The 26,532-nt window shown below is 52.1% G+C and carries 22 protein-coding genes and 3 pseudogenes; 14 read left to right on the top strand and 11 right to left on the bottom strand.

The window, feature by feature from the left end; translation table 11 throughout:
* Positions 1 to 37: 37 nt before the first annotated feature.
* Both ACM1PF_RS27680 and ACM1PF_RS27675 read right to left on the bottom strand, forming a co-directional pair.
* Positions 38 to 604: an IS630 family transposase gene (locus ACM1PF_RS27680; RefSeq protein WP_416666323.1), complete on the bottom strand. Its 567-nt coding sequence runs from the start codon at positions 602 to 604 to the stop codon at positions 38 to 40.
* On the bottom strand, positions 592 to 984 hold the full coding sequence (locus ACM1PF_RS27675) for a helix-turn-helix domain-containing protein (protein ID WP_416666324.1): 393 nt from the start codon (positions 982 to 984) through the stop codon (positions 592 to 594). The genes ACM1PF_RS27680 and ACM1PF_RS27675 overlap by 13 nt, the downstream gene beginning before the upstream one ends.
* Positions 985 to 1,361: 377 nt before the next feature.
* On the opposite strand from ACM1PF_RS27675, the gene ACM1PF_RS27670 reads away from it, so the two are divergent.
* Complete coding sequence (locus ACM1PF_RS27670; protein ID WP_416669304.1) at positions 1,362 to 3,584, top strand: pentapeptide repeat-containing protein; 2,223 nt, start codon at positions 1,362 to 1,364, stop codon at positions 3,582 to 3,584.
* A gap of 20 nt (positions 3,585 to 3,604) precedes the next feature.
* On the opposite strand, the gene ACM1PF_RS27665 is transcribed toward ACM1PF_RS27670, so the two are convergent.
* The gene (locus tag ACM1PF_RS27665) at positions 3,605 to 3,856 is read right to left on the bottom strand and encodes a hypothetical protein (protein WP_416669302.1); all 252 of its coding nucleotides are present in this window, start codon (positions 3,854 to 3,856) and stop codon (positions 3,605 to 3,607) included.
* Positions 3,857 to 4,071: 215 nt separating this feature from the next.
* Between ACM1PF_RS27665 and ACM1PF_RS27660 the strand changes: the two genes are divergently transcribed.
* From ACM1PF_RS27660 to ACM1PF_RS27645, 4 genes and pseudogenes are all read left to right on the top strand, one after another.
* Positions 4,072 to 5,445 (top strand): peptidase M15A, encoded by a 1,374-nt coding sequence (locus ACM1PF_RS27660; protein ID WP_416669300.1) that lies wholly within the window; start codon positions 4,072 to 4,074, stop codon positions 5,443 to 5,445.
* Positions 5,421 to 5,738, top strand: coding sequence for a D-Ala-D-Ala carboxypeptidase family metallohydrolase (locus tag ACM1PF_RS27655; protein WP_416669298.1), 318 nt, complete (start codon positions 5,421 to 5,423; stop codon positions 5,736 to 5,738). Before ACM1PF_RS27660 ends, ACM1PF_RS27655 begins: the two co-directional genes overlap by 25 nt.
* A 245-nt stretch (positions 5,739 to 5,983) precedes the next feature.
* Positions 5,984 to 6,745, top strand: a complete 762-nt coding sequence (locus ACM1PF_RS27650; protein WP_416669297.1) for a hypothetical protein — start codon at positions 5,984 to 5,986, stop codon at positions 6,743 to 6,745.
* 148 nt (positions 6,746 to 6,893) lie between these two features.
* Positions 6,894 to 7,821: pseudogene (locus ACM1PF_RS27645) on the top strand (methyltransferase domain-containing protein).
* A 108-nt stretch (positions 7,822 to 7,929) separates the two neighbouring features.
* On the opposite strand, the gene ACM1PF_RS27640 reads toward ACM1PF_RS27645, so the two are convergent.
* Positions 7,930 to 9,306 carry an L-serine ammonia-lyase gene (locus ACM1PF_RS27640; RefSeq protein ID WP_416669295.1) on the bottom strand — a complete coding sequence of 459 codons (1,377 nt, stop codon included), beginning with the start codon at positions 9,304 to 9,306 and terminating at the stop codon, positions 7,930 to 7,932.
* Between the two features lie 25 nt (positions 9,307 to 9,331).
* On the opposite strand from ACM1PF_RS27640, the gene ACM1PF_RS27635 reads away from it, so the two are divergent.
* Entirely contained in the window at positions 9,332 to 9,604 is a 273-nt protein-coding gene (locus ACM1PF_RS27635) for a hypothetical protein (RefSeq protein WP_416669293.1), read from the top strand.
* A gap of 360 nt (positions 9,605 to 9,964) precedes the next feature.
* Here ACM1PF_RS27635 and ACM1PF_RS27630 read toward each other — a convergent pair whose 3' ends face one another.
* The 6 genes and pseudogenes from ACM1PF_RS27630 to ACM1PF_RS27605 all read right to left on the bottom strand — a co-directional run bounded on the left by ACM1PF_RS27630 (position 9,965) and on the right by ACM1PF_RS27605 (position 17,051).
* On the bottom strand, positions 9,965 to 10,381 hold the full coding sequence (locus tag ACM1PF_RS27630) for a DUF29 domain-containing protein (RefSeq protein ID WP_416669291.1): 417 nt from the start codon (positions 10,379 to 10,381) through the stop codon (positions 9,965 to 9,967).
* 23 nt (positions 10,382 to 10,404) lie between these two features.
* Positions 10,405 to 12,029, bottom strand: a pseudogene (locus ACM1PF_RS27625) (Hsp70 family protein).
* A gap of 549 nt (positions 12,030 to 12,578) precedes the next feature.
* A complete protein-coding gene (locus tag ACM1PF_RS27620; RefSeq protein WP_416669289.1) occupies positions 12,579 to 13,373 on the bottom strand; it encodes a RecB family exonuclease in 795 nt (264 codons plus the stop codon).
* Between the two features lie 280 nt (positions 13,374 to 13,653).
* Positions 13,654 to 15,576, bottom strand: coding sequence for a protein kinase domain-containing protein (locus ACM1PF_RS27615; protein ID WP_416669288.1), 1,923 nt, complete (start codon positions 15,574 to 15,576; stop codon positions 13,654 to 13,656).
* A 30-nt stretch (positions 15,577 to 15,606) separates the two neighbouring features.
* The gene (locus tag ACM1PF_RS27610; RefSeq protein ID WP_416669286.1) at positions 15,607 to 15,945 is read right to left on the bottom strand and encodes a hypothetical protein; all 339 of its coding nucleotides are present in this window, start codon (positions 15,943 to 15,945) and stop codon (positions 15,607 to 15,609) included.
* Positions 15,946 to 16,109: 164 nt separating this feature from the next.
* Positions 16,110 to 17,051 carry a PPC domain-containing protein gene (locus tag ACM1PF_RS27605; protein ID WP_416669285.1) on the bottom strand — a complete coding sequence of 314 codons (942 nt, stop codon included), beginning with the start codon at positions 17,049 to 17,051 and terminating at the stop codon, positions 16,110 to 16,112.
* A gap of 188 nt (positions 17,052 to 17,239) precedes the next feature.
* On the opposite strand from ACM1PF_RS27605, the gene ACM1PF_RS27600 reads away from it, so the two are divergent.
* A complete protein-coding gene (locus ACM1PF_RS27600) occupies positions 17,240 to 17,362 on the top strand; it encodes a hypothetical protein (RefSeq protein WP_416669284.1) in 123 nt (40 codons plus the stop codon).
* A 300-nt stretch (positions 17,363 to 17,662) separates the two neighbouring features.
* Positions 17,663 to 19,651: a calcium-binding protein gene (locus ACM1PF_RS27595; protein ID WP_416669283.1), complete on the top strand. Its 1,989-nt coding sequence runs from the start codon at positions 17,663 to 17,665 to the stop codon at positions 19,649 to 19,651.
* 590 nt (positions 19,652 to 20,241) lie between these two features.
* Here ACM1PF_RS27595 and ACM1PF_RS27590 read toward each other — a convergent pair.
* Positions 20,242 to 20,784 carry a CAP domain-containing protein gene (locus ACM1PF_RS27590; protein WP_416669281.1) on the bottom strand — a complete coding sequence of 181 codons (543 nt, stop codon included), beginning with the start codon at positions 20,782 to 20,784 and terminating at the stop codon, positions 20,242 to 20,244.
* A gap of 196 nt (positions 20,785 to 20,980) precedes the next feature.
* On the opposite strand from ACM1PF_RS27590, the gene ACM1PF_RS27585 reads away from it, so the two are divergent.
* From ACM1PF_RS27585 to ACM1PF_RS27560, 6 genes and pseudogenes are all read left to right on the top strand, one after another.
* Entirely contained in the window at positions 20,981 to 22,006 is a 1,026-nt protein-coding gene (locus ACM1PF_RS27585) for an aminotransferase class V-fold PLP-dependent enzyme (protein WP_416669279.1), read from the top strand.
* Positions 21,931 to 22,266 (top strand): aminotransferase class V-fold PLP-dependent enzyme, encoded by a 336-nt coding sequence (locus tag ACM1PF_RS27580; RefSeq protein WP_416669278.1) that lies wholly within the window; start codon positions 21,931 to 21,933, stop codon positions 22,264 to 22,266. The genes ACM1PF_RS27585 and ACM1PF_RS27580 overlap by 76 nt, the downstream gene beginning before the upstream one ends.
* A gap of 15 nt (positions 22,267 to 22,281) precedes the next feature.
* On the top strand, positions 22,282 to 22,872 hold the full coding sequence (locus ACM1PF_RS27575) for a DUF2459 domain-containing protein (protein ID WP_416669276.1): 591 nt from the start codon (positions 22,282 to 22,284) through the stop codon (positions 22,870 to 22,872).
* A gap of 149 nt (positions 22,873 to 23,021) precedes the next feature.
* Positions 23,022 to 23,695: pseudogene (locus tag ACM1PF_RS27570) on the top strand (CHASE domain-containing protein); the annotation flags it as partial.
* A gap of 54 nt (positions 23,696 to 23,749) precedes the next feature.
* Positions 23,750 to 25,501 (top strand): PAS domain S-box protein, encoded by a 1,752-nt coding sequence (locus tag ACM1PF_RS27565; RefSeq protein WP_416676819.1) that lies wholly within the window; start codon positions 23,750 to 23,752, stop codon positions 25,499 to 25,501.
* A 92-nt stretch (positions 25,502 to 25,593) separates the two neighbouring features.
* Entirely contained in the window at positions 25,594 to 26,514 is a 921-nt protein-coding gene (locus ACM1PF_RS27560; protein ID WP_416669275.1) for an ATP-binding response regulator, read from the top strand.
* The last annotated feature ends 18 nt before the right edge of the window (positions 26,515 to 26,532 follow it).

Below are 26,532 nucleotides of genomic sequence, written 5' to 3'. Positions count from 1 at the left end.
ACAAATGTCTCACTGCCAGATACAGCGGATTCGGGGTTTATGAGGTACAGTAGCAGCAATGTGTAAACCAATTTTTGAGGTGTTCAGGATTCATTAACTCAAGTGCTATTCCGATTAAACCATCCACACCAGATGCAGTAGTTGGAGAAAATAGTCTCAGGAATGCTTTCAATTGTGACCACCAATGCTCAATGGGATTAAATTCAGGAGAATAGGGCGACAAATACAAAACACTGGCACCTACTGATTCAATTAAAGGCTCGATTGCTTCAACTTTATGAGCAGGCAAATTATCCATCACCACTACTGCACCCTCCCATAACTGCGGCAGCAGGAAATGCTCGATAAAAACTTTGAAGGCATCGCCATTGACTGAACCATCTAGTGTCATGAGAGCCAACACCTGCTTGCAACTGATGCCCCCAATCACACTCACCTTTTCACCTCGATAGTAGGGCTTAAAGTCATACGCTCTATCGCCTCGATTGCTTCTAGCATGGGTACGGGTCAACCCGAGTAGAACTCCCATCTCGTCTAGAAACACCAGGTTCTCTACCTCGATGGGTTTGACCTTCTCCCAATACTCTACTCTCAGCTTTTGCACCCGCTCTGTGTTCGCTTGAGTGCTGCGTAAGGTCTTTTTTTTCGCGTGAGTTGTTGTTTTTGCAAGGCACAGCACATGACACTGCGACAGACCCAAACGTTGTATTGCTCTCCAAAATACTCGCAATATTCTGCTAAAGTTGCGTCAGGATGGCTTTGTACCATTGCAGTTAATTCGCTACCGTACTCATCTAACTGTCCCTTCATTGTTCCACCTTGCTTCTTGGGTGCCAAGTGTCCCTGAGTTTTCTTAAGGAGGAGCAGCTTTTGGACATAGCTTTTCGCAACGCCAAACTGAGTGGCTACTTTTCTAATTGAAGTATCGCCTCTCTCATAAGCATTAACTATTTTTTCTCTCAAATCAACGGAGTAGGCTTTCATCGGGATTCTTGATACCTCTAATCTCCTTTTAAGTGTACCTCATATACCTCGAAAGTGCTGTAAGATGCCTGCGCTACGAAAACCGCTAAATCTACTGAATGAGATGCTCCCGTATTAAACTCCGTAACCTAATCAACCTAACTGACAAGCCACAGTCAAGATTAAAAAACATCATCAAGGCAGAACAGCTCAAAGAACTCTACTCTTTCACTCCTGAAATATCCGAATTTTGTATACCAGAGATTCGATCGTTTCTCCCTCAAACAACTCTGCCTCGCATTTTAAGGTAATCCTTTCCTCCACAAATCATATTACAAGTTAAAAAATAATCATTAATTCAGGCATAATGATTACCGCTTCCATCGCCAACCATCATAATGCCCCCAAACCGATCGCGTCCCTCCCAAAATCCTGAACCACTACCCAGATGGCGTTCCGTCCTCCCGTCCCTTGCCAAAACCGCGATCGCCTTCCTGTTGTTGCTGCTGCTGTTGGTATCCTGTCCCCTCCCCAGTTGGGCCGCCACCGCCCAGCCCGACCCCGTTCCCCTCACCCTGGAACTGCTCAGAACCCGCCTGAAAACCCCCACCCAAACCGAAGGCAGCCGGACGATCGACCTGCGCCACCTGATCATCGACCTCCGGCCCGACAACGCCGAATTTCGAGAGCAGTTTTATCAACTGGTTCGAGAACAAATCCAGCGATCGACCATCCCCCTGGGGCTAGACCTCAGCTACTCCCGCATTCGAGGCGAACTCAAAATCAGCGACCTGGCCCTGCGGATTCCCCTCTATGGCAAAACCCTCCCGCCCTTCTTCAACCCAGCCGAACAAGCCCAGTTTGAACGCGATCGACGACGGCTTTCCCAGCTTAACCAACTCTCTCGATCGCTGCTGCTCCAAACCCGGATGGAACCCGTCCAAATTACCGTACTGCGCGGCACTCTGCGACTTGCTCAAACTCAGTTTGAAGGATTTGTTAACTTCACCTATACTTTCTTTCTGGGGCGAGTGGATGCCCCTGGAGCCATTTTCACTCAGGACGTAGACTGGTCTGGGAGTCGATTTAGCCGCAAAGTCACCCTGTCTGGTGCGGTATTTCAACAAGCTGTCCGCTGGCGCAATGCCATTTTTTTCGATCGAGTGCGGCTGAATCAGGTGGAATTCCAGAGTCCCGTCAACTTACAAAGCAGCGAATTTCAGGCAACAGCCAATTTCAATCAGTCCATTTTTCACCAATCCGCTAACCTCAGCCGCATCGTCTGGCAGGATAACGTCGATTTTTCCCAAACCCACTGGCAGGACAAAGTCTGGTTTGAGCGGGATAAATTTGGGCGATCGCTGTTTTTGACAGAAGCAACCTTTGAAAAAGCAGTCAGCTTTCGGCAGGCGCAGTTCAACCGATCGGTAAACCTGCGGGGAGCCAGCCTTCTCGACCAAACGGACTTTGCCGATGCCAGCTTTGCCAAAGGCAGCTACCTCAATGTGGCTAATCTCCAGTTTGATCCAAAGCAAGCCGTGATTCTGGGCGATCCGGGGCAGATTGGCAAAGTTCTCTCGGTGCCGAATCTGGAAGGGAACGAAACCGTGATGCGAAATTTAGTCCAAAACTTCTGGGAATTGCAGCAGCTAGGGGATGCCAACGAGATTGAATATACCATTGAAAAAATTCGCGCTAGAGAGCAGCGGCAACGATTACTGGGTACAAATATTAACCAGGTGAGCCGCTGGCATTTACAAAGTTTAGGATTCTCCAAACGACAAGCCGATGCCATCCTTGAAGCCAGACAGCAGAATCCAATCCGCAGCTTTAACGAACTGCTTCAGATCGGTGGCGTTGATTTTTCCACCTATGTCAAAGTCCGCGATCGCATCTCCGTAGGCGAACCGCTGACACCGATCGATCGGATTTTGTTTACCTTCCGCTGGCTAGGATTGAGTATCCTCCTACTGTTAACCCGCTATGGAACGCGAGTCGGACTGATTTTTGGCATCGAAATGATCGGCATTGCCCACTTTGGAGTCATGTTCTGGTTAATCGATCGCTTCCGTCGGCTGCGCCCCAAACCCATTGTGCCTTCCCCAGCGGAAACCGCCTGGCTGATCAGCGGCTTTAGTGCCCTGACCCTCACCGGACTGGCGATCGTCTTTCAAAGTAGCGATCAACCCTGGTTAACCTTAGCCTGCATGGAAGCAACCCTGCTGCCGATTCCACTGCTGCTGCTGATCTGGATCTACTGGCAAGGACGATATCATGATCAACTCACCACCACCTACTTTGTTGAAGATGGCACCTTGCGGCAACTGCGGTTTTTGATCGGCAGACTCCCGATCATTCCCGACTATCCCTTTTTCCGCGAACGCTATATCCCCATTCAGTGCGATCGCCGCTGGGGTTGGCTGATCTATTTCGACTTTAGTTTGAACAACCTGCTGAAATTTGGCTTCAATGACATTCGCCTCCGCGATGAACACGTTCCCGGCTTGGTGACGACCTTGGTGTGGTATCAGTGGGGCATCGGGATGTTTTACTTTGCGCTACTGCTCTGGACGCTTTCTCGCACCATTCCAGGGCTGAATTTGTTGATTTACTTTAAGTAAACCCCTCAACTGCTAAGGGGTTACACCCCACGCCTGGGAAAATTGGTCCACATTCCCCGCCGCGCTTCGACCAATTCTGCCTCGATCGTATCTAAGCCACGCCAAATCCCCATTAAGGACTTGCGGGGAGTTTGTTGGGGACTGTTGTTGGACAGTTCCCGGGTAATTTGAGGTGCAACTTGTTCTAGCAGACGCACCTTATCCGACAGGGAGAGGGTTTCAGTCAGATTCAGAATTTCCTCTAGCGTCATCGTTTTATCCATACGGTTCATAGATGCCAGTCATTTCCTTGGGCGTTGATGAATGATGCCATAGTTTAGGTCAGTTAGCGAAAAGTGAACCATCAAAAATCGACAAAAAATTGACTAAAAATTTATCCACCGATTCACTTCGACAAAATGCCTGTGTAATGTTGTATATCATTGACGCTGATCTGACCAAGTTCATCTAGTATTTATCAGAATGTGAATGAGACTCTTTGGCAGCTATGGCTGGACTAAATGCCGATCAGCGTAATTACTACTACCTCGACGAAGCAGCCCGTACAGGCATCCATAAACCAATCCTGGCGGCTCTTTATGATGCCCACCGTCGCCCGACCCTCCGCGATGGCGAAACGGGTTTAGGCATGGCTCCGGCTAATCGGGTTCCCCCGGAAGAGGTCAGCACTTTTCCAGGGCAGGTGCAGTTTGCCGCCAACACCATCCGCAGCATGACCGATGCCCTCACGGCTCAGGGTTGGAAAGGCGAGGATTTCTGGAATAGCGAACAGGGCCGCTACACCGATCGCTTTGTCCAGGCGATCGCCAGTGGCTATAATCCTCCTGCCAGTGATTTATCTGCCGCACGGCTGGAATCCACCGATAGTCAAGCCCTCCTGCAAGCCTACCTGGAGGATCTAACCCGCGAGTATCGGGCGGATGATCTGCCGCAAAATCTGTCTTATCTGGATTCATCCCTGCTGCTGTTTATCGAACGGTTGCCCCGCTACTACATTGGACTGTCCTATCAGCGCGATGCCCTGCTGGAAGCCGTCCGGATCTGGCGCAAGTTGAATACCCGTCAGGCTGCGATCGCCTCCCTGCTTCGGCTGAATGAATCGGATCCCAGCCTCAACACCCTGGATGAAACCCGGCTGGATCAACCCCTCGTTCAGTTCATGCAGCAGCTTTCGCCCTTCTATGCTGGATATCCTCATCAGCGGGAGGCTCTGGTTCGGCTGACCCAACTCTGGCGACAGTTGGATTCCCGCAGTCAGGCGATCGCTTCTCTGCAAAACAATACCTCTGCTGAAACCAATATTCGGATTATTGATCCCGTATTAGTGGCCTTCGTGCAGCGTATTCCCCAGTTCTATCAAGGTCGGGGGGAGCAACGTCAATCCCTCACAGAAGCCTATCGCCTCTGGTTTGGGCTGGATTCCCGCACCACAGCCCTGAAGCAGTTGGGGGTTGATCCCCAGTTGCTCACCTCCAGCAATCCCAACAATACGGCTCTGGTTAATGCAGCAGCCCAACTCGATCGCGCCCTGCTGGAATTTGTCCGTCGAGTCCCAATTGACTATCAGGAAAACGAACAGCAGCGAGAGGCACTGATTCGATTGGTGCAGATCTGGCGCAGGTTGGAAGGCCGCAATGCCACTGTACAAGCCCTGCTGGAAGATCTTCGCCGCATGGAGCATACCCGCTGGGATTCTCCTGATGCACCACCGCGACCCCACGCTGGCCCCCTTCCCCCCGTCCGGCCCGCTGGACTCCCAGCAACCTTCAGCTTCATGCCTCCATTATTCCCAACGGCAGCTTTACCTGGGCAGAGGCAACGCGGGGTGGAGCACGGATGCCCCCCAACCAGGCAACGGTAGATGCGATCGTCCGACTTGCTCAATTAGCTCAGCAGGCCCGTAACCGGATTGGTCGGCCCTTCTACATTACGAGCTGGTATCGTCCCCCAGAAATCAATCAGGCGGTCGGGGGAGCCTCTGAAAGTCGGCATATTGTGGGTGATGCGATCGATTTTTATGTCGATGGACTGACCGGGGATCAACTGTATCGCGCCCTCGACCCCTGGTGGACAGGCGGCTTAGGACGGTACCGTGCCTATCCCTACCTCTGCCACATTGATGCGCGCGGCGTGCGATCGAGATGGACGAATTAGGGCTTGCCCAATCTATCCAGGTTTCTTGAAAGGTTTGGAGTAGGATCGAAAGAAGAATTGACTGCGAAGGGTGCGATCGAGGTGCATTTACAGGGAATCCTGAAAGTTATACCAATTTAATTGGCAGAAGTTGCAAATCCTGGCAGGGGCGCACTGCTGTGCGCCCTTACAAAGACCCATCTGCTCCACAAACCATTGAAATCGGTATTACATAGCAATTTACTCTTAAGCACAAGGCATCAGCGATGTCACACCCAATCATCCTTGTAGAACCTCAATTAGCCCAGGCGGCAAAACCTGCCCAGGCCACCGTTTCCCCTGTGCAAAATATTTGGATGATTACGTCAGGAGTCCTCCTGTTTTTGCTGGTTGGACTGGCCGCCTACACTAAAATCAAAACGACCAAATTAGAAAAACAAAAACGGTTTGAAGAATTTAAAAACCGGGAGCTTCAGAAAAAGCTGAAACTGGCTCTCAACACCATCAGCAAAATGGAGCGGAACCCTGACCTGATCCACTCGCGGGAATTTAACCTGGATTATCTGAGAATGCGGATGGAGGAAGAACAATTCCACTTCATCATCATGAACCAGATCAAAATTCGGGTGAAGGAAAAAATCTCGATCGCCCTGCGCCCCACTCAGGCAGAACAGGGGATGCTGGGAATTGCCAGTGGTTCCGGGCGGCAAATTGATGAAGTATTTGATGTGGAATACGATCCATCCAACTCTCCTAAGGGTGGCACTAAGCGCGTCCTGTTCCGAATTCAGGTCAAACTGACGAAACTGCCCACTCAGCCCACCTCCGTCACGATCGGACAGATCATTGATTGTATGCAGAAGTTCATGAGTCAGCAGGCGGATCAAAACTGGCAGCCGACGATTCAGGGACGGATCGCCACTATGCACTGGGATCAAAAAGCCAAACCCACTCCCCTGCTCGTCCTGGAACAACTCAACGAGGGAGCCAACGTCACTTTCCGCACCACCCGCATGGCCGAAGGTTAATCCCCACCCCCCATTCTCCCCTCCCCCCTCCTCATTCCTCACTCCTCACTCCCTTGAAAATCACCACCTTTGCGGCCCAGAATGAAGAAGGTTTGTTTTGAACCAGACCCAACTTGATTGGAATGCCCCGGCTCTGCAAAGATTGTTTATGAATATTATTTGGCCAGTATTGGCGATCGCCCTTGGATTAGGACTTATCTACTTCCTCAGTGCCCGTCGCTATCAGTCGGGAGATTCTGTTTCCAGTGCCTACGATCAATCGAACCCAGGATGGCATTCTGGAATTTTACTGGGGAGAACATATTCATCTAGGGCACTACGGCTCTCCGCCCCAGGCAAAGGACTTCCGGGAAGCCAAAGCCGACTTTGTCCATGAGATGGTGCGCTGGGGTGGATTAGATTCCCTGCCCGCAGGCACAACGGTCTTAGATGTTGGGTGTGGTATCGGCGGCAGCAGTCGGATTCTGGCGCGGGACTACGGCTTTCAAGTTACGGGCATCACCATCAGTCCAGAGCAGGTGAAGCGGGCCCAGGAACTCACACCCCCTGATGTCCCAGCCCAGTTCCAGCAGGATGATGCGATGAATCTATCCTTCCCGGATGCCAGCTTTGATGTAGTGTGGTGCATCGAGGCGGGGCCCCATATGCCCGATAAGGCAGTATTTGCCAAGGAATTAATGCGCGTCCTCAAGCCCGGTGGAATTTTGGTGGTGGCCGATTGGAATCAGAGAGATGCCCGGCAACGGCCGCTGGTGCTGTGGGAGCAATGGGTGATGCGGCAACTGCTGGATCAATGGGCCCATCCAGAATTTGCCAGTATTGAGGGATTTGCCGAACTGTTAGCGGCGACGGGTTTGACCGCAGGTGAGGTACAAACAGCGGATTGGACGCAGGAAACCCTACCCTCCTGGCTGGATTCTATTTGGCAGGGAATTATTCGTCCGGCTGGATTAGTTCAGTTTGGCTGGTTGGGTTTTCTCAAATCCCTGCGAGAAGTACCGACGCTGTTGTTAATGCGGTTGGCGTTTGGTGCGGGATTATGTCGGTTTGGGATGTTTCGGGCGATTCGACAGTAGGTCTTTGGCATGACAGATTAAATGCCCTGGGCAATCGTTCTGCTTTGTTGACTGGGCGGGCAAGATGTCCACCCCACAAGAATTTCAGCTTGTGTGATTCCCTCTTTATCAACATTCAGCCACATTGACCGCCAATCCTCCCCTGGCGGTTTCCTTGTATTTATCGCTCATATCGGCTCCCGTTTCCCGCATGGTTTTGATCACCTTATCCAGCGGAACGTAGTGTTTCCCATCTCCCTTCAGAGCCATTCGGGCTGCATTGATGGCTTTAATCGCCCCCATCGCGTTGCGTTCAATACAGGGAACCTGCACCAGTCCGCCCACCGGATCGCAGGTTAGCCCCAGGTTATGCTCCATGCCAATCTCAGCCGCATTTTCCACCTGTTCTGGCGTACCCCCCAGCACTTCTGCCAGAGCACCCGCCGCCATCGAACAGGCCACGCCCACTTCCCCCTGACAGCCCACATCCGCCCCGGAGATGGATGCATTTTCCTTGTAGAGCATGGCAATTCCTCCCGCCACCAGGAAAAACTGGATGATACCCGCTTCTGTCGCGCCCTGACAAAACCGACTGTAGTAATGCAGGACTGCCGGAATAATTCCAGCCGCGCCATTCGTCGGAGCCGTCACCATCCGTCCGCCCGCTGCATTCTCTTCGTTAACCGCGATCGCGTACAGGTTCACCCAATCCAGAATCGTCAGGGGATCGCTCAGGGTCGCATCCGTGCGATCGCTCAAAGAACGGTAGAGATCTGGGGCACGCCGTTTGACCTTCAAGCCACCGGGAAGAATCCCCTCCGTCTGATACCCCCGCACGACGCACTGCTGCATCACCTCCCACAACCGCAGCACCCCTGCTCGAATCTCTGCCTCCGAGCGCCATACCTTCTCGTTTTCCGCCATCAGTTGGCTGATCGAAAGTCGATCGCGCTGACAAAAATCCAACAGTTCCCGACAGGTCTTGAAGGGATAGGGGAGGGGAGCGCTTTGCTGAGGAGAGCGATCGATGCTGGTTAGGGTTTCATCTACCACAAATCCTCCTCCCACCGAGTAATAGGTGCGCTGGAGCAATTCGATACCCGCCGAATCGAAAGCCGTAAAGGTCATGCCATTGGGATGGGCAGGCAGGGGCTTCCAGTGGAAGTTCAGATCCGTTTTTTCGTGGAAGGCGATCGGCTGTTGGCGCAGGAGTTTCAGCGTTCCAGAGGTCTGGATTTGCTGTAAATCTATTTCCACTGCGTCCGGATTCACCGATTCTGGAGCCTCTCCCTTTAACCCCAGCAACACAGCGCGATCGCTACCATGCCCCCGTCCCGTTGCTCCCAATGAACCATACAGATCAATCTGCACTCGCTGCACCTGAGAGAGTTGCTCCTTTGCTGCAAGTTCCTGGACAAATTGCAATGCGGCTTTCATCGGGCCAACGGTGTGGGAGCTGGAGGGCCCAATGCCGATCTTGAAGATGTTGAAGATACTGGTAGGCATGGGAGTGGGGAGTGAGGAGTGAGGAGTGGGGAGTGTTCGCGGAGCGTGGGCGAAGCCCGTAGGAGTGAGGAGTAGGGGCGCATTGCGATGCGCCCATGCCGGGAATGAGGGTAAGGATCTGAGAGCATCCATTGAAGCAAAGGGATCGATTACCGTAGCGCAGGCATCCTACCTACCAGAGAACCGATCGACCGTTGCATCAAATCGACCGTTGCATCAACCCGTAGCGCAGACAGCGTTTCGACTGAGCGCTCAAGCCGAAGTCCTGCCTGCCAGAGAACCGATCGCTGATGACTGAATCACAATCAGGATTTTAAGCCCATCAACGCATTATCAAACCCTATACGATGCCGCTGTCCCTCTCCAGCATCGCGGTGTAGAACACTGTGCCTACAGACTACTACTCGATCGGATCGGCGCAGAGAATTTGTAGATCGTTTATAACGCCAGAGCCGTTTGTCTTAGGAATGCAAATTAAATAACCTGAATTTCTTGTGGGGCGGGCATCTTGCCCGCCCAGTCAGCAAGGCAGAAAATTGGCAAGTTGTTCAATTCACGATCCTTAAGATCTTTAATCTAGCAAATGGCGCGAGGTTATAGAGGGCGACACGCGATCGAGTGATTAACCAAACTGAAGGTAAAGTTGGCAGCAAATTATTTACGGTAAAAAGGGTTCATTTAAAACCTGCTCAACGGTGTAAGGGCATGGCTCTGGGAAAACTTCAAGATTGGTTTCTCGAATTGCCAGGGCTAATGCTTCCAGGTAGGAATCCTGTACCGCTTCCGGCAAATAAGACTTGAGGCTAGGATTTTCCTGGAGCAGTTTTTGGATTTCTGCTCTCTGCGATCGAATGGTGATTCGCCAACTGGCACCCTGGCGATCGGGTTGATACTGCCACTTCAGCAAGTGCCCTACCAGAACCGCCAATCGATTGCGTAACTCACGTCGTTCTTGCCTGCCCAAACTTTCAATTTCCTCCGCCAAATTTTTCCAGTCCAGCCGGTCTGCTTGATGGGTCTTCAGCAGTTGGGCTTGTTCCTGTGTCCAGGCGTAAAAGTCTTGATGGTAGGTCAAGCTATCCTCCAAAATCGTTTGGTTTAACTCAACTGCACCACTGGCCGATCGGCCACCAGGGTTTGGATCGTCAGAATATCCTCAACGGTGATCCGTAAAAAGCGGTTCTCATCCACGCGGAACAGTACCTTAATCCGATCGCTGCCGGGATAGCCAGGGGGAGACAGTTGGGCGATCGTGCGGGCTTCGGTGGTGTCGTTCAGCGGTTTGACAATGGGTTGGTCGGCGGCAATAGTGCGCGTTACAAGCCGATCGCCATCAAAGTAAACTTCAGTACTGGCAGTATTGTCTCCCAGTTCCCCAATCACCAGTTCAATGCTGGGCTGATTTTCCAGAGACGCTCCCAGGAATAGTTCGACGGGTTGGGGCATGGGGTAGGGCTGTCCCTGCTTGATGATGGGATGCCAGCCATGACAATTGTTGCGTCGATCCCAGTAGCGGATGCCGTAGCTGTGGTAGAGAAAGTCCTTCACCTCTGCACCCTGCTCCAACTGGAGGGCCCCTGGGCGATCGCCTCAAAGGGATGTTGGGAACGAATTTTTTCTGCCGGGAAATATTGCGCCACCCACTCCTGCACCGCCGGAATTTGGGTCGTCCCCCCCACCAGCAGTACTGCGTCAATCTCTTCGGGCGTTAAACCCTGCCGCTGAGATTGCTGTAATACCTGGGTCATGGCTGCATCCAGGCGGGCAAAAAACTGATGCGCTTGCAGAATGGACTGGAACTGAGGGCGATCGAGGCTGAGTTCGTAGCTCTCAAACGTCTCATCATTGAAGTAAACCTCGGTGGCTTCCGTCTGCTGGGAAAGCTGAATTTTCAACCGTTCCGCCAATCGAGCCGTCAGAGCCGTTGGGGTGATTCCCTGGGTCTGAACAAAGTAATCCACAATCCAGTTATCGATATCCGAACCGCCCAGGTTTTGTCCAGCCTTAGCCAACACTTTGGCCAGTTTCGGTCGCTGGGTAGACTCCTCCAGCACCTTCTCGCCCCACTTCAGCAGAAACCCGATCGGCTTCTTCGCCTGGGTCTGGGTCTTAGACTGGCTCTTGGATTGGGCCGATCGACCGCCCTCCAACCGCACCAGCGACAGATCCAGTGTGCCGCCGCCAAAGTCCACTACCAACACCGTTCCCTGATTTTCCAGACCATAGCCCAGGGCTGCCGCCGTTGGTTCATCCAGCATTCGCACCTGACTGACTTGCAGCGATCGACACACTTCCGTCAACCACAGTCGGTAGGCTTCAAAACTATCCACTGGAACAGTAAACACCAGCGAATCCAGGGCATCGGTTTTCTGAAGGGTTTGAATCACCTCCGTCAAAAACCATTCCCCTGCCTGCTCAAAACTGACCGATCGCCCATCCAGTTCTGGCAAAAACCCCTGAACCTCTGCCCCAATCCCCCGCTTCACGTTGCGAAAAAAGCGCGGATCATTCCCCAAATCTAAGCCGCGATCGCGGACGGTTTGACCCACCAGCACCTCTGACCGGGCTGCATCCTCCACATAGAGCAAGCTGGGAATCAAGGGCGGATTCTCTGTCATTTGTAACGACAATCCCGGTAAAGATAGCGTTTCTGGCTCTTGCGTCACCGGATTCCAACGCACCACTACCGTGTTACTTGTACCAAAATCGATCGCGTATACCATTGGAGGACTGAGGACTGAGGGCTACTGAGGACTGAGGACTGAGGACTGAGGACTGAGGGCTACTGAGGGCTACTGAGGACTGAGGACTGAGGACTGAGGACTGAGGACTGTAGCTTGCTTCTGCGAAGCAGTGGACTGAACTGCAGAAGAAGATATCATCCCACAGCTTATAGTTAATTGGTTATCCACTTCAATCGATCGGCGTTTGGCCGTTGGGTAATTCAGCCTGGAGCCTTGGATGTATCCGCTTTGGCACTGGCTATGACCCATACTTCCTTCGCTGGCAGGCAAGACTTCGGCTTGAGCGCTCAGTCGAAACGCTGCCTGCGCTACGGCAATCGATCCGTTTGCTTCAATGGGTGTTCTCAGATCCTTACCCTCACTCTCTGACCCTCACTCCCTGCATGGGCGCATCGCAATGCGCCCCTACTTTCTACTTCCTACTTCTCACTCCTCACTCCTACGGGCTTCGCCCACGCTCCGCGAACACTCCTCACTCCTCACTCCTCACTCCCCACTCCCCACTCCTCACTCCTCACTCCTCACTCCCTATATGCTCAACACCAACTGGAGTCCGGGTTCTGGGCGGGTATCCTCTGGTAAGGGATCGGGATCGGGGCGCATGGCGGAACAGTACCGGGCGTAGGCACAGCGGTTGCATTGATTTCCGGGGAAGGGTAGCCATTTGCGATCGCGCCGTAGTTCCACTGCCAGATCGCTGATTACCGTTTTGACCCGTTCTCGATGGGTGGGTGAGGCATCAAAGCTGATCTTTTCGCCGGTTCGTAAGTACAGCAAACTCAATCGCTTCAGACTGCGTTGGTAGCGTTGTTCCAGGGCGAGGTAATACAGACCGATCTGCAAATCAATCTCGTCGGGTTCAGCTAATTCAATTTCCTTGGCCGATTTGTAGTCAATCAGCTCCAGCCCATCGTCCAGATAGTCGATGCGATCGTACCGTCCGGAGAGCGTGAACTCCAGATTTTCCGCCCGCAGGAGTCCCTGAATTCTGCCCTCAACCGCCAGGGGTTTACGCATCGCAGATTGATTCAAGATAAACATCTTGTAGTATCGCTTCAGGATCGATCGCCCTTCGTCGGCTTGAGTAGGGGTCAGTTCCTCTACTCGCTGACTCCAGCAGTATTCAAACCAGTCCCAGCGGGGAATCGGATCTTGATAGTGCCAGTCCTGATAGATTTGGGCCAGGGCTTGATGCAGGGAGGTTCCCAGGGCAGCCGAGCCGAAGAAGGCAGCACTTTCCACTCGCCGCTGGTACCGGAAATAGTAGGCCCGGGGACAACGATAATAGGTTTGAAGTTTGGCGGCAGAGAGAAGGTAAGTCATGGGCTTTAAACACCGAGCGATATGATAATCAACGATGTCAGCCAGCTCAATGGGTGAGGATTGAACCTGAAGAAAGGAGGGAACCACACTAGCGATAGCGTGGTCTAGCGGGCGTGACGCTCCTATAATGACACTAGATATAGGATTCGACTAGGTTCTTTTGTATTAATTTTCCTATATGTGGAGTTGGTAAAGATGAAAGTGCTGATAGGGCTTAATTTTCCTGCTCCCAACCCGTAGCGTCGTTAGCGTATAGAGGCTTTAACGGTCTTAGCTGTTTTTACTTTTCTAGCCGTTGCCAGACTTTCACCAATCCATCGGCACTACCGCTGACCAGGTAGTTCCCATCCTGACTAAAACCGATCGCATTAATTCCCCAAAATCCGCGCAGGGAACAGAGCCGATCGCCCGTTTCCAGATCCCACAGTTTGATGTAGCTGTCTTCACTGCCGCTGGCGAAGAACTGACCGCTGGGATGCATAGCCAGGCAGGTGACGGGCTTCCGGTGGGCGGCAATCACCTTCCGCTGGGTGGCAAATTCCAGATCCCAGAGCTTCACGGTTTTATCCCAACTGGCACTAATCAGCAAGCGACGATCGGGGGTAAGGGCCAGGGCACTGATGCGATCGGGGTGGGCAGTCAGACAGTTAATCAGCTTCGCCGATCGGGCATCCCAGAGGCAAATGGTTTTGTCGTAGCTGCTGCTGATCAGGGTGCGGCCGTCAGTATCAAATTGGAGATCGCTGATCTGGGCTTGATGCTGATTAAATGTGCGGAAGATGCGTTCGGTTTCCAGATCCCACATCTGGACGAATCCATCACGGCTGCCGTATACCAGACTGAATCCATCTGGACTAAAGCGCAGAGTCGAAATCCCCCAGCCATGATTGGGTAGCGTATAGATCAACTGGGTAGTATCAAGATCCCACCATTTGACCGTGCCATCATCGCTGCCGCTGGCCAGGGTTTCCCCATCCGGACTAAAGGCAAGACTGCTGATCCGCTCCGTATGACCCGTTCCCCCCCAAAGCGATCGACCAGGAATAGTATGCAGTAACCTGCCCGTTTCCATGCTCCAGAATTTAATGCTCTTATCCCCACTGCCGCTGACCAGAATCCGTCCCCCAGGGCTGAGAGCCAGAGCCGTTACCCCACCTTCGTGACCCGTAAGGGATCGCAAACATCGCCAGTGCATTTCCTCCACGGCCGATTGTCCAGACTGAGGGGAACGCGATTGATTGCGCTGACGATCGGGTGGTTTGGCAGCAGCAGCACCAGGGAGAGAGCCAGTCTTAGATTCCAATCCCAGATCCAGCAATACCTCCGTTGCATTGCGATAGCGTTGATTCGTCGGTTTTTGCAGCAACTTGTCCAGGACTCGGCGCAAGCGTCCACTGATTCGTCCTTTGGTCGCAGGGGGAAGATACTGCGACCAGACCCATCGATCCTCGCTGATCGAATACAAATCAAACGGATGGAGTCCCGTCATCAGGTGAATGCAGGTGACACCCAAACTGTAGAGATCGCTGGCAAACTCCGCCCGCCCCATCGCCTGTTCGGGAGCAACATAGCCTGCACTGCCAATCACCGTTCCCGTTCGGGCCAGGGCTGTGTCCGTAGCAGACTTTGATGCACCAAAATCGACCAGCACCAGCGGGCCGCCCCCACGAGGACGAATAATATTCTCTGGTTTAATATCTCGGTGGATGAGTTGAAAGCTGTGAATGAACCGCACCACAGGTAATAAATCGGCCAGCAGATCCCGCACCTGGAATTCATTAAAGGTTCCTTCTGCCGCCAGGATCTCCTCCAGGTTGATCCCATCTATGTATTCCTGAATCAAATACTGAGTTCCATCCACCTCAAAGTGGGCAAACAGGGCTGGAATCTGAGGATGTTCTCCCAACTGAGCCAACCCCATCGCCTCTTGATGGAACAATGCGATCGCCTTTTCAGGGGAAATCTGGCGATCGCGGGAGAAGAGTTGTTTGATCACGCAGGGCGCAGACGCAGCCCTCTCATTAATTATCCTATCGCTCGCCTCATCAACCGCCAGAAACGTTCTCCCAAACCCTCCCTGACCAATCAGCTTGATCGCCCGGTAGCGATTGTCCAGTAGCAGCCTCGTCCCGCAGGTCTGGCAAAACCTGGCATTGTTAGGGTTTTGCGGTTTGCGGCAGGTGGGGTTGAGGCAGTAGCTCATGGTGGATAGGCTGATCGAGGGCAGAGGGAATCAAAACTCATTGAGCAGCAAATCTAGAAATGTATCTGCAACTTCCTGAGAGGTTTCGTGGGCGACGAAGATAATAGCCAGACTGCGTTCCTGCCCGGTTTCATAGCAGAGAATCCGAAATGCTCCATCCTCATAGTAACCAGAGCGGTGATAGGGGCCTTGCCCGGATGAAATGATGGCCAGCGTTTTAATCAACTCATCCGCCCGCCCCAGGCAACCCTGAAGATCAGTCTCGATCGGTTTTTCACCACTGGAAATCAGGGGACGAGCATCGGCGATCGGTGTTAGTAGTCCCAAACTCAGCAAAGCCCCAGGGATAGCACTTAAAAACTTCCTCACAACAGTCCTCATGCGTTCAAAAAAGGTGAAGGATCATCACGATGTATACGCTAACACTCAAATTAGTCATAAGCCCATAGGCAAAATTGTCCCGACTGAGTTAATCGAGACGGATGTGATTATACAACCCTTGAGCAGGTTCTTCTGGGTGGCTGGGTGAACCCCTAAACTCGCTGCGCCACAATATCAGAGACAAAAACACGAGTTCTACCCGTGTCCAATCCTTGAATTTGAATCCGCAGTTCGTTTGCACTCAGAGTTCCCTGGAGGGTGGTGCCCGCATCCATCGCGTAGGGGAAGGGAATGGTCAGCCCCAATCCTAAATCCTTCGTGGAGTTAAACAAATTGGTGGCAGCGGCGATCGCGGTGTTCGGATTCGTTAATGTTCCGCTAATTTGATTTCCCTGGTATTGAAGCTGCCAGTACTGCACCAGGAATCCGCCCCGGAAGGTAAAGGGAATTGCCGAATGGATAGAAATTGCACCTTCTACGTTCTGAGCGATTTCACTGGGAGAGGAACCAACAAATAAATTGAATGGATTACTTTCTGTGATTCCACCCGCTGTTGCAGGTTGACTGACATTAGCAATAATTGTTGTCTGGAAAGAATTGGTGCTGTAGAGCTGCCCAGATAAAGGATCAATTTTTCCAATGGTCGTTACCCCAACTCCCCGGTATTCACCCCACAAGCTCTGGAATGGATTTGTGGGAACAGTAGAATGATTGGGAGAATTAATAATCGAATTGTTTGGCAGAGATGAATTGGATTGATCGGCGATCGTCAGCCGATAGCGAGTGTTGCCTTCCCGTCGCAGTACCCGTACTGTATAAGTGCCTGGTTCTAAAATCCGGCGAATGCGTTCGGGTCTGGAACCTGGACGGTTCGATCGAGCAATCAAACGCCCATTGCTCTGTCGGAGTTGCAGATCAGCATTAGAACGCAACCCCGTTAAAGCAACCGAAAAACTGCTCCGACGAGAGACCGTCAGCGTATAATCATCCCGCCGATTGTTTCCTCCTAACCGCCCTCTAAATGTACCGATCACTGCCTTTGCACGGTAATTGGTCAACGCAGAAAATTGCGTCAATGCATCTGGTGTTTTCATTGCTTTGCATAAAAATAAAAGTAACAATTTATAGCGGAGAACTGATAATTTCAATAAGTCTTGAGCTTGATCCCTATAGTACTACTTAACCTCAGGCGATCGTATCGACTGCTTTCGTCAGGGGGACAGATTCCGCTATCCTGATGACATTATTAAATTCCGCCTGATTGAATCGGAGCTTTTAGAAAATGAGTAAAAAAGTTACAAATCAAGATAGAAATGTGATCAAGGTTGATCCTGTAACGCTACTGGCGATCGTTGTTGTCCTGCTATTTATTCCCCTCGTGCTGGCTGGTTTTCTGTCCCAATAGCGTTTCTGATTGCCAAGCTACTGCTTAAACCCTCGCCACCCAAATTTCATCTGCGCTTTACGCTTTTGCAATGAAGCTCTAAATTCGCTTCATCCATTTTCTGTGCCCGATCGCTACCATAGGGCAAGACTTTTCACGCGATCGCTCTTCTTAAACGTCTTAAACGTCAAGATTTAATTGCTTGATTTCATCTCTTGATTTCATACCTTGAATCTACACATTCAATGCTTCAGGGGTAATCTACCGCATTGTTACCCATTGTCATGGTTCTCCATGACCTCACAAAAGGCAAAACCCTGAATGGCTAGTGTTGCGGTGAATTTGGTTGGCTCAAAATTAAACGATACGCTCATTGGAACGATCGGCGACGATCAACTGATTGGAGAAACAGGAAACGATTCCCTCCTGGGGGGAGCGGGCAACGATCAGCTGTATGGCGGCTTAGGAGACGACACGCTGGAGGGCGGTGATGGCGATGATTTGCTCTACGGTGAAGCCGGAGCCGATCAGCTTTTAGGGCAAGCCGGACAAGACCAACTCCGGGGTGGTGAAGGCAATGACACCCTATGGGGCGGAAGTGGCAACGATACGCTCTATGGTGAAGCGGGCAACGATTGGCTCTACGGCGAAGCAGGGGATGATGCTCTGCATGGTGGTGAAGGGAACGATACCCTTGAGGGGGGTGACGGGGCAGATGTTTTGTATGGTGAAGCGGGCAATGACCTTTTGCGAGGTGGAACGGGAAGCGATACGCTCTATGGCGATGTAGGAAATGACACCCTGGAGGGTGGTGATGGAGCAGATCTTTTAAGTGGTGGCACAGGAGAGGATGTTCTGTGGGGCGGCAGTGGAAATGATGAAATTTATGGTGGTGAAGGCAACGATCGGGCAGCCGGTGGCACTGGCAATGATCTGATTTTTGGCGAAGCGGGCAATGATTCGCTCTCCGGTGATGGTGGACAGGATACACTCTACGGTGGTGAGGGAGATGATTCACTGCATGGTGGAGATGGAGATGACTGGCTCTACGGTGAAATGGGGGATGATACGCTCTACGGTGGTGCTGGAAGCGATCGCCTGCATGGCGGCACAGGCAACGACTGGCTCTATGGCGAGGCCGGAAATGATTCGTTAGATGGCGGTGCTGGCCATGATTACTTAGAGGGTGGTAGTGGTGCAGATACCCTGCACGGGGGCGAAGGCAACGATACGCTCGCTGGCGGGATTGGCAATGACCTCCTCTACGGTGAAGCTGGGGATGATCTGCTGCTGGGGGAAGCCGACAATGACATTCTGTTTGGCGGCGAAGGCAACGATACCCTGGACGGGGGAGATGGCGATGATGTGCTGTATGGCGAAACCGGAGACGATGTCCTGAACGGCGGGCTGGGCAATGATGTCCTGTTTGGCGGTTCGCACAACGATCGTCTAGACGGGGGAGATGGTGATGATTTCCTCTATGGCGAAACCGGCGATGATACACTCTCAGGCGGACACGGCAATGATTTCCTCTATGCTGGCGAGGGCAATGATTTCTTGGAGGGAGGTGAAGGCGACGATCATCTCTATGGGGAAGCCGGGCAGGATTGGCTCGTGGGGGGATCTGGAACAGATTTTTTGTTTGGCGGCGAAGGCAATGATTCTCTCTATGGTGGCGAAGGCAATGACGTGCTGTTTGCTGGCGATGGCGAAGATCTGCTGTTAGGAGACCCTGGCAACGACACGCTGTATGGTGAAGCAGGCAATGACACGCTTGATGGTGGCGCAGGCAATGATGTGCTCTACGGTGGTGCGGGCAATGATGTGCTAGTGGGTGGTGCAGGAAACGATCGCCTCGTTGGCAACATGGGGAACGATACGTTGATCGGGGGAGCCGGTAAAGATCAGTATGTGTTTGAACTAGATACGTCCTTTAGCCGCGAAATTGGTATCAGTACGATTCGCAGCTTTCAACACCGACAAGACAAAATCGTCCTGGATCGATCGACCTTTACCGCCCTGCAACGCATTACGCCTCGGCAGTTTCAGCGATCGGGCTTCTTTGCTGTTGTTGCAGGAAATCGTCAAGCAGCCAGGAGCAAGGCGGTCATTGTCTATCACTCGAAAAATGGCAAATTGTTCTACAATCCCAATCGCACCAGACCGGGCTTTGGGCAGGGTGGGCACTTTGCGACGCTCATCGGTCGTCCCACTCTCACTGCCAGCAACTTTATTTTGCAACATCGACGGGTAGAGCCGATCGTTCCTACCTTTGCAGAATCAGCAGCAAATGGAGTAATCACTGGATGAGCATCCATCAATAGCCCGCTGTTCACCCCATTCTTCACAACCCAACCTGCCGGAAAAGGGACTGATATCGGGGGTATTCTACTTTTGCAGATGCATACGAAACCCCTCCCTGGCAGGCAAGATGCCTGTGCAACGGAAATCCTTTTGCACCCGTTGCCATACTTGTACGGTTCAGACGGTACGGTTCAGACGGTACGGTTCAGAAAAATCCCCATCAGTGACAACCTTGAACCAAAGTTTCAAAGAACCAGATGTTCAAAAGCCTGACCTGATGGGGTTTATGGTTATTAAATTTCAACACTAGCTGAAAACAGGGTGACACAGTTCTTACCGTTAGACCGATTCTAGTGCCTGGGAATTCAAAACCCCAAGACCAGATAGTAAAGTTCAACGTTACTTTAAAAATCTCTTGCAAACTCAAGATCCAGCGTCTTGGCTTGGTAGTGCCCCATCTTTGCCCCGGCTGACCGACAAAACTCAAACTGCTCCCACCTCATCGTTCCTCCCAGAGCAGCCTGAGAACGGCAGATCTGTATCGACAGGATCAGGTTTTTGACCGGCTCGAAGAATTTCCCCTGAATCGCATCAATTTACTGACGAATAAAGATCTGCGTGAAGTAAAATTCACCCTGATTATTCTTCGCCACGCCAATTCCGGTCAAATTGTAGTTACCTACAATATTTTTCAAGTGACCCGGACTCCTCAACCAGCCATTCACCGCCTGGGCTACAGGATTGCTGAATCCCTGGTTAAATGCCACATTCTCAGCGGCAGATTTGTAGGCAATTCGATTGCCAATCACTCTGACCCGGCTGGAAAAACCATCGTGGCTTAACTTGCGGCTGTTGGCCATCGCCTGGCTGTGCTGACGAGCTTGCTGATTGATTACCGAATTGCGCTGGAGGGCGGCTAACCCGTTCTGGCGACGATGCTGATTAATCTGCTGAAAGGTGGCCCGCTCTAACTCGGCAATGCTTGATGAAGCACTGGATGCAGCCCGCCTCATCGTCCGGGACTGCTTTTGACTGGTTAAGTTGCTCCCCTGAAGTCCTCTAAACTCAGTGACCGCCTGGGTTGCCTGGGTAGACCGAGGCAACAACGATCGAGTTGTGGAACGCAATAATCCATTCATTACGGAACTCCAGCAGTCTAAATTGCAGATTTCAAGGTAGTAGACCCCCACTCGAATGGGTGTGATCCGGATCGATGCTAAATTGGCCCAAACCAGCTATCTCCCTTTTCCCTGAAATGCCTTGCTCAGACGATGCCGGTTCAGGCTGTGTATAGTAAAGGGGCACCTACGAATTCCCCCTGACGAATCAGCCCCCATGACTTGGAGCCGCAGAAATTTTCTCGCCACCGTTGGTTTAGGTACGTCCGTTAGCGCAGTTTTGAACGTTGCCACTCAACGGACGATCGCCTCTGCTCAAACGGTGAGAGCTTCTTTGCAGGCGGGATCGGCGGACTGGACGAACATTCACGATTTGTTTGGGCTAGATCAGCGATATATCCATCTGGCAGGTTTGCTGATTGCAACTCATCCGGCTCCGATTCAGGCGGCGATCGAAGATTACCGGGCGGCGTTGAATGCCAATCCTGCGGCTTTTTTGCAGGAAAATAACGGTGAATTTCAGGCAGTGGTGCGATCGCAGGCTGCTGCCTACATGGGAGTGCAACCCAATGATCTGGCGATTACCGATAGCACTACGATGGGAACGGCGCTGGTAATCAATGGGCTGGAAATCCGTCCCGACCAGGAAATGCTGACCACTGAGTTTGACTATTACTCAACCCATGAATCCTTGAAGTATAAAGCGGCGCGATCGGGAGCCAGTGTTCGCAACATTCCCCTGTACCAGGAGATTCAGTCAGTTTCGGCTGATGAGATGGTAGATACCCTGATTGCCGCGATTCGTCCCCAAACTCGTCTGGTGACGGCCACCTGGGTTCATTCCAGTACGGGGTTAAAGGTGCCGATTCGTCAGATTGCCGATCGCCTGGCTGAGATCAATGCCCCTCGTGCAGAAGCCGATCGGGTGTTGTTCCTGGTCGATGGGGTGCATGGGTTTGGGGTTGAAGCCACAAGAGTACGAGACTTAAACTGCGACTTTTTTACGGCTGGCACCCACAAGTGGATGTTTGGCCCACGCGGGACAGGGATTCTCTGGGGCAACCCTCGATCGCAGGCGGCCGTTTCGCCCACGATTCCCACCTTCACGCGCCGATCGGGTTGGGGCGGCTGGATGACCCCCGGTGGGTTCAAGTCCTTTGAGCATTTGTGGGCCATGGCCAGGCCTTTGAGTTTCAGCAGCAGTTGGGGGCATCCCAGGTGGCAGAGCGGATTCATGGATTAAGCCAACAACTGAAGGCAGAACTGGCTAAAATGGCGCACATTACGTTGTACACGCCGATGGAGCAAACCCTTTCAGCCGGAATTGTGTGCTTTGATGTGGAGGGAATGCGCCCCCAGGAGGTGGTTCAAGAGCTGCAAAAGCGCAATATTATTGCCAGCACCACCCCCTATTCGCCATCCTATGCTCGACTGACACCAGGGATTTACAACACTGCTGAGGAAATGGAGCAAACGCTGAGGAGTATTCATGAATTGGGTTAGTGGGGGGGAATAGCCATGTCTTCCCGCAATATGTGGCTATTTGGGTTGACCGTGCTGATGACGATCGGCTTGGGGTGGATCCTCCTATCGCCCACGATTATTCCTCCGGCTGAGGTGGCGGCTCCCGTGACAGTTTACGTCATGAATCAGGACTATCATTCCAGGCTGGTGTTGCCCCAGGATGAAAGCTGGGTGCAGTATGCCTATGGCGATTGGCAGTACTTTGCCCTGTATCAACAGTCGGTACGTACCGCCCTTCAAGCCCTACTGGTGCCCACCCAAGGGGCGATCGGTCGGCGCACATACGACAATATTCGAGATTTGCAGCAGGCTACAGAATTCTACAACGGGTCTCTGGTCAGCTTCATCGCAGATAACCAGAACGTGGCTCAGCTGGTTGAACAATTAAATTCTCGATTTAACCAAAATATTGAGACAGTAATTGTGAATCCGCTGAACCGGATGTCCTTCGTTCAGGACGAGCGGGACTACACCTTACTTCACAACAGCAATCACGAGGTCGCGGAGTGGTTGGAGGCTCTGGGCTGCCAGGTGGAGGGGATTGTTCTATGGTCTGGATTTCAGGTGCAGGAACCACCGAACTAAACCAAAATCATCTATATCCCTCTCCAAAAGAAGATGCCATTTAAGATGTCATCGGCGATAATAATTGATCGCTGTGTACCAGGCTCGAATCGTTTTTGAACCTATCGCAACGCCATCGTTCTTGGATTCCCTACATTATTCTGCTGGGGATGATCATTATCACGCTATTGTTCTCTCACTATCTGGCAATTACAGCCGAAGTGAAAGATCAACTGCGGTTTCAGAATGCCGTGCAACGCACCCAGAGCACGATCGAAAATCGGTTACAGTCCCACATTACGCTACTGTATGCTGGGAAAGGCTTATTTGCAGCCAGCAACGAAGTCACCCGTACCGACTTTCGCATTTTTATTGAGCAACTCCGGATCCAGGAGCGGTATCCCGGACTGCAAGGCATTGGCTTCTCCGTCCGGCTGCGGCCCGATGAGGTCGATCGCCTCACGACAGAATTGCGCCAGCAGGGCATCCAATTTTCGATTCGTCCGGTAGCTTCTCGCTCGGAATACCACGCCATTCTTTATATAGAGCCATTCAATCAGCGGAATCAGGCAGCGGTTGGCTTTGATATGTTTACGGAACCAACGCGCCGCGCTGCAATGATCCGGCCAGGGATACTGGGCAAGCCGCAGCATCCGGTCGAGTCACCCTGGTACAGGAAATTGATGTCGATCGGCAAGCCGGGTTTCTGATTTATGTCCCCGTCTATCGCATGGGCCAACCGAGCAATACCGTCACTGAGCGGCGATCGGCTCTCCAGGGTTTTGTTTACAGTCCCTTCCGGGCGGATGATTTGTTGAGGGGGATTTTTGGGGATGACCATCCCAGCCAACTCAACATTCAAGTGTACGATGGCTCAGAATTACAGCCTGAACATTTGATGCATCGCTCCCATGCAGACGATCTCACCTCCCTATTTCACTCCCCCCGGTTCACCACCACTCGAACCCTAAATGTCGCTGGGCGAACCTGGAGTTTAGTTTTTTCTTCTCGCCCAGAATTTGAAGCCACCTTTGAGGGCAGTCGAGTTCCCTATATTCTCCTAGGGGGTTTACTACTCAGCGCAGTTTTGTTTGCGATTGTTCGGGCTCAAAGCCGGGCCAGGTTGGCGGCTGAACAAATTGCCATCTATCTCCAGCGATCGGAGTCCGCACTGAGAGAGAGTGAAGCGCGTCTACGCTGCCTGGTGGATGCAAACATCATTGGCATCACGATTATTAACGATCAGGGACAAATTTTAGAAGCCAACGATGCCTTCCTCCAGCTGATTGGATACACCCGTCCGGAGATTCAATCAGGGCAGTTAAATTGGACTGTACTGACTCCAGCCAAATATCACTCCATCGATCGGCAGGCGATCCGGGAAATGAGCCAGCAGGGAAGCCATATGCCCTACGAAAAGGAATATCTGCGGAAGGATGGAACCTGTGTCCCAGTGTTTGTGGGCACGGCAGCTCTGGATGAACCCGGACTGGGGGTAGGATTTATTGTTGACCTGACGGAGCAAAAGCGGGCTGAGGCCGCCGTTCGGCAATCTGAGATTCGGTTTCGGACGCTGATTGAGCAATCTCCCCTCAGTATTCAAATTTTCACACCGGATGGACGAACGATTCAGGTGAATCGGGCCTGGGAAACGCTGTGGGGGGTCACCTTAGATCACTTAGCGGACTACAATATTTTGCAGGATGAGCAGTTGATTGCAAAGGGGCTAATGCCTTATATCCAGCAGGGTTTTGCCGGAGAGGCAACGGTTCTTCCCCCAGTTCTGTATCAGCCCAGCCAAACGCTTCCTGATATCGATTTAGAAAACCACCCGCCGCGATGGGTGCAGGCTTACATATATCCAGTGCGCAATGAAACCGACCTGATTCGAGAAGTTGTGTTGTTGCAGGAAGATATTACTGAGCGTAAGTTAGCGGAAGAGGCGTTGCAGAGTAGCCATGAGCGTCTCAGTTTGCTCTACTCCACCTCCAGCAGCCTGCTACTGCACGAACACCCGAATACGTTTATAACTGGACTGTTCAGCCAGCTCTCTGATCATCTTCAACTGGAAGTTTATCTGAATTATCTCCTAGATCGAAACCAGCAAAAGCTGCGACTACAAGCCTATCAAGGGTTAGCTGACGAAGTTGCCCAGCGAATTGAATGGATAGAGCTAGGACAATCCGTATGTGGAACGGTGGCCGAACAAAGAATGCCTTTTGTGGTGGAGCGGGTGCAGCAGTGTACGGATAGTTTAACGGAATTGATCCGATCGCTGGGGCTGACGGCCTATGCCTCCTATCCATTGCTGGCGCAGGGACAACTAATTGGGACGCTGTCCTTTGGAACGTGCAGCCGAACTCACTTTAGCAGTGATGAATTAGCGTTGTTGCAGGTGGTAACGGAACAGGTGGCTACTGCCCTGGAGCGATCGCGTCTGATTACTGAACTGCAACAGCAGACGGAAGAATTAGTGCAGGCGAACCGGGCCAAGGATGAATTTTTGGCAACCCTTTCCCACGAATTGCGAACGCCACTCAACGCGATGTTGGGCTGGACACAACTGCTGCGAACTCGTAAGTTTGATGAGAGTATGACGACCCGGGCCCAGAAACGATCGATCGTAATACCCGATCGTTATCCCAGTTGATTGAAGATATCTTAGATGTTTCTCGGATTATTACGGGTAAGCTGCATCTCCATTTGTCAAACATTGCTTTAATACCAGCAATTGAAACGGCGATGGAAACCATTCGACCGGCAGCGGAGGCTAAAAAGATTCAACTTCAGTCTCAATTAGATCCAGATATCGGTACGATTTTGGGTGATGCGCATCGATTACAACAAATCGTCTGGAATCTCCTCTCTAACGCCATTAAATTTACCCCAGAGGGGGGGCAGGTGTGCATTACCTTGGCAAGAATCGAAACCCACAGGGCGCAAGAGCAGTCAACTCCTGGTGCCTCCTGTGCTCGCATTAGCGTAACTGACACGGGACGGGGAATTCATCCTGAATTTTTGCCCTATGTATTCGATCGTTTTCGTCAGGCGGACAGTTCCACAACCCGCTCCTATGGCGGATTGGGGCTGGGGTTAGCGATCGTGCGGCATCTGGTCGAACTGCAAGGCGGATCGGTCTACGCCACCAGTCCCGGTGAAGGACAGGGAGCAACCTTTAGCATCGAATTTCCTTTGCAAACAGAGGGTCATGGGAATGATGATCAAGATACTCCTTCAGAGCCTACCCAGGAATCCGGCGATCGATCGCAAGCCTTAACCGGGGTGCGGGTGCTGGTGGTCGATGATGAAGCAGATACCCGCGACCTCATGACCCTGGCCTTGCAACAAGCAGGAGCCAATGTGTTTTCGGTTGCGACGGCCCGTGAGGCGTTACAGGTGTTACCTGAGGTTAAGCCCCATGTACTGGTGAGCGATATTGGTATGCCTGAAATGAACGGTTATGGGCTGATTGAGCGCATTAGAACCATGCCTGCTGAACAGGGGGGAATTGTGCCTGCGATCGCCCTGACGGCCTATGTGGGCGAGTTTGATCAGAAGCAAGCCCTGGTGGCGGGATTTCAACGCCATTTGTCCAAGCCGATCGAACCTGAAGTTTTGATTCAAGCCATCTCAGAGACGCTCCAGCAAAACTCAGTATTGTGAAGATGGATGTGAACTCCT

The sequence above is a fragment of the Egbenema bharatensis FJBBOT/2019 genome (assembly GCF_048077055.1).
Taxonomy (GTDB): Bacteria; Cyanobacteriota; Cyanobacteriia; order Elainellales; family Elainellaceae; genus Egbenema; species Egbenema bharatensis.
The sequence above is the reverse complement of the archived record's forward strand: the minus strand, read 5'-3'. Positions and strand labels throughout refer to the sequence as shown.